The 4,163-nt window shown below is 61.3% G+C and carries 1 protein-coding gene and 1 pseudogene; one reads left to right on the forward strand and one right to left on the reverse strand.

Annotated features, from left to right (window positions below):
• Window positions 1-1,178: 1,178 nt before the first annotated feature.
• The gene (locus E3T38_RS16925) at window positions 1,179-1,415 is read right to left on the reverse strand and encodes a hypothetical protein (RefSeq protein ID WP_198417304.1); all 237 of its coding nucleotides are present in this window, start codon (window positions 1,413-1,415) and stop codon (window positions 1,179-1,181) included.
• A gap of 2,026 nt (window positions 1,416-3,441) precedes the next feature.
• Between E3T38_RS16925 and E3T38_RS04830 the strand changes: the two are divergent.
• A pseudogene (locus E3T38_RS04830) lies at window positions 3,442-3,630 on the forward strand (ISL3 family transposase); the annotation flags it as partial.
• Window positions 3,631-4,163 lie beyond the last annotated feature (533 nt).

The following is a 4,163-nucleotide window of genomic DNA, read 5'->3' on the forward strand; positions in this document are numbered from 1 at the left end:
ACGCGAGCGTATCCAATCAATAATCCATTCATGGCAACACCATCCCGCTTGCCTGTGAGTCAGTCAATAATCGTCGGAGTCGAGGTCCGGCTTGCGGGCACGGCTGCCATCGTGAGTGATTCTGTGGTGCCCGAGCGCATGGTTCTCGATTATGCGTACCCACCGCGCAGCGTCGGGTATCCAGGCGGGCATTCTGAGAGTCATGTTGGCGCTTTCGGGCGCGGCCATGTCTCCCGCGACACGTTCTCGTGCCAGGGACGACGCCCCGGTCGAATCGACAACCTCTTGCTAACCTCGGCGCCATGGAGCCGACACGCACCCCGACCCTCGCTCATGTCAGTGCGGCCGCGCTCACCGGGACGGTCAGGGAATGAAGAACTCTTCGGCAGGGCGGGTCTTTGCGGTCGGGGGTGCACTCGTCCTACTTGGCGTCGGGTTCGTTTTCACCGCTCTCTTTTCATAATTCATTCGCTACTCACAAGTCGACTCACTCATCGGCAGCATCGACAACGACCTCTATCTCCGGCTGAGCCAAATGTTCGCCGCCGAGAAGGCGCTCCTGACTTTGGGCGGTATTACGTCCAGCTCCGGCATAGTGTGGGCAATCTTCGGCGCCGTCAGATTCCGACGCCACACCGTCGTGGGCTGCGCCATTGGTCCAAGGCAGCACGTTTCACCTCGTCCGGCGTGCATGTCAGCCCCACCCCTCGCCGGGTCCCGAGCGAGCACGAACTCCTTCTGGGGCACCCTCGGGCGAGCGTATGGGACTGGGAAATCACGTTCGACGCGATCCTCGGAATAATAGGTGTCACCCTCTTCCTGACCGCCCCGCTCGACACTCGACGGGCGTGGCACATACTGCCTTGATGGATCATGCCGGGCTCTCTTGCAGATCTAGCGGGAGTTTCCTAGCTAGCCTCGGTCAGAGTTCCAGAAGTGCTGGTCAACTCTGGTTTTGGCGCCTGGGTTTTGTATGACCTAACTTTTCTTCGGGGCCCACTGGGCGAGGTTGAAGATCTCGGCCAAGTCGTCCTCCTCGGTAACACGTTCGAGAATACGCCGGACGCAGCGGAACGCAACGCTGTTCCCACGGAACTGGTGCGAGGTTTGTCCGTAGTGGGAACCACCATGAGGAAGACGAATGCGCCGAGGCTCGGGCCCCTGGGTGTACCTCGTATTCAGATCGAGGAGGCACTGCCATGACCGAGACCATGGACGACGAGCGCGACGCGAGGATGACGCTCGCGGCACTCTCCGAGCCCGGCGACATCGTCACCGGAACACTGGTCGCGCGGTTCGGCGCAACCGTCGTCGTCGAAGCCGGGCATCGCTCCGGGCCGGCCCGTCGGCGCCGTTCCCGGCCCGGTAACGAGCGCTGCAAGCACCGGATGCCATCTTCTGATCCAAGAGGGCATCTCGAGCCTGGTCATCGACGCGCAAGATGTGACGGACCTGTTGGACTCCACGGTTGGCTTCTCCGGCGACCGCACGTTCGCGTACTGCCCCACGAGACGGTTCAGCCGGACCGGCCCGGACCTCCGGTTCTGACCGATCACCGCCGAACGGAGGCAGCATTCATGAGCACACCGCGACCGCAGGGCCCCTTCGGCGACGACTCTCGAATGCGATGAGCCCGTAATGCTGTCTTCCGTTCGCCAGTCAGCTGTTTACTTACGCACCGGCGTCGACGAATAAAGTGTCTACGGACGCAATCGGCAACTTCGCGCGACCTCTCAACCAGCGGCGGAACGCGTCTCGATCATTCAGTAGTGACCGCGAGACCACCCAGGCGGAGTCCTCGACTCTGCGGCCGATGGGTTCAACTGTGGGCAGAATAAGGTATGTTTCGGAGGAGGCGCGGCCGCGAACTCCGTGTCGAAGCATCCAATGCAGATGCTCGTTCGCGGCAGGTTCGACCGCTACATTTTCCGGCCAAACTTCCTTCAACCAACCGTCGAGACGTGGCTCGAGCTGTGCAAGCACCTCAGCCAAGAAGTGTCGCTCTGCGACACCGGGAGCCGTTGCGCGAATGCGTTCAACATCTCCTGGAAACGCCAAGCCGTACTCGGCAGCCCAGGAACACGCCTCCAACAAAGCCCTGTCGGACGCGCTTCTGATCGGCTGGTGCGGAGCCAGTTGCAGCGTTCCAAGAGAACTCGTCTTGTGACCCAATGCGGACATAACCCAGAGGGCGGAAGCCAGAGCTCGACCGTTGACGAACGCAACCTGCCTTATGACCACGGTGCGATGATACGCCCGAAGCCGTCGGTTGTGCCGGCGGGACGTACGCGTGATAACGCACCATGCTCTAAAGCTCGACGGGTCGAGCCGAACTGGGGTATTGCGCGAGGTCGACCGGTAACACATCATGGTCGAAGGAGCCGACAAGCGGTTGAAATCCGGTCGTCGAGATCCGGCTCGCGGACGTTGATGTGACTCGGAATAGGCCGTTTCTTCGCCATCGATGGATCGCAGCAGTGTCCATTGGCTTACTAGCGACAATGGGTTTGCTGGGAACCGGCCACGCTGCCGTCGCTGCAGACCTAGCTCCCCAAAGCGCCTCGTCGATGTCAGACGCTGCGCCCACACCCCCAGCAGAAGCCGGTTCCAATCCGGATGGTGCTGTCGTTGCGGGCGCCACCCTCGACTGTGACAAGTTCAGGGGTGCGGTTGCCAGATACGCGCAGGCGCACGGCTACTGCCCCAAGCCCGGTGACGTGACTACGCAGATCGTTCAGACTTACAACTGTGGTTCCAGTTGGATTTACGTGTATAACCGGGGGGTCCGCAGAAATATGAACGTCTCATACGGATTCAACTCAACGAACGGAAACGTCATCTACAGAAACTTGGCAGTTGGCACCTCGGGCAGGGTTGGCTGGAACGACTCTGCTTGGATGAACAGCGCTTATTACGACAGCGGCAACAGGTTCGTTGGTCGCTACAACGTGTCCGCAAGTATGTCTGGGGGCATTACCCTGTGGTGGGGCGGAACGTGCACTATCCCAACGATTTCGGCCGGGGCATATCTGTAACGATCCGGCCAGCTCAGCGGCGACCACCCTCGGCGCATTGACGGCGGCGGCGTTCGCTGCCGTCGGGCTGGGCGCTGCACGCGGTGACGATGAAAGGACCGCAGATAGGCAGCATATGTCTCACACTCCAAGGAGTCAGCAACTACCTGCAAGCCTTCCCACCGCGTCGATACTGAGACGGCAGCGCCGCAGACAGGCTGCCCGCCACCGATGCGTTGCGCACGATCGCGTTCGCCCGCCACAACTCGCGGACCTGAGGTTCGAGCTGCGCGATGTGCTCGGCGTCGTCGGTTGACAAGGCCCTTCGCAGATGAGGGTGTATCGGGGCCGGTGGGGCTGGTCGCCGGTAGGTGTCGAGGCCTTCCATGATGGGAGTTCTTACGCTCCCCAACCGGAAGACCTCGAGGTGTCTCACGTTACCTTCGACGCCCCTGATCTGACTCTGTTCTGCCGCCTCGACGCGCTCGGTTCGGAAGCCGTCGGACAACGAGTGGAACCGGGTAGGGCGGTGATCGAGTGCCGGGTGGTCGATTCCGATGAGTGGTGTCGACGATGCGGCTGCCAGGGCGCCGCACGGGACACCGTCTTCGACCGACCCGGAACATCGAACGGGCCCACCGAGGCGATCTTTGAGTGTGGTGCTGGCTGGTCTGGGACTGGCTGGTCAGGATGGCAGTGGTCCTGGCGTCTTGGGTGTGACTCTCGAAGCAATTGGCCCGTCTCGGCGGTATCCTCCAATGCTCCTCAATCTGAATCATTGACTGGGCCCGGCAAGCAGAGTCGAAGAACGCGTGACCTACAGCCCCGGAAAAGCGGTCAGGCAAACGCACCGGGCAATCTCGATGAGCCCGAAGAGCCCGGGGGTCGGTAATCTCCGGCCGCAGTCGAATCAGAAGCAAATCTGAAGTATGCGTGAAATTAGCACGCCGGAGGCTGGCGTCTGCAGGGCAAAGGTCACCTTGGCCCTTCCTTCCGCAAAGCCTTGAAACGGTCGACCAAACGCTTGAGCACGCAGTCCCGCAGAGGGTTGGCGGATTCAACCGGTCGTCGCAACGATGGGCTTTTCTGGCTCTGATAATAGTCGTTGCATGGCTTGAGCGGGTGTGCTGCCGCCGAGCGTTTTGCGGG

Origin of the sequence: Cryobacterium sp. Hb1, from assembly GCF_004403585.1 — a bacterium.
GTDB lineage: Bacteria > Actinomycetota > Actinomycetes > Actinomycetales > Microbacteriaceae > Cryobacterium > Cryobacterium lyxosi.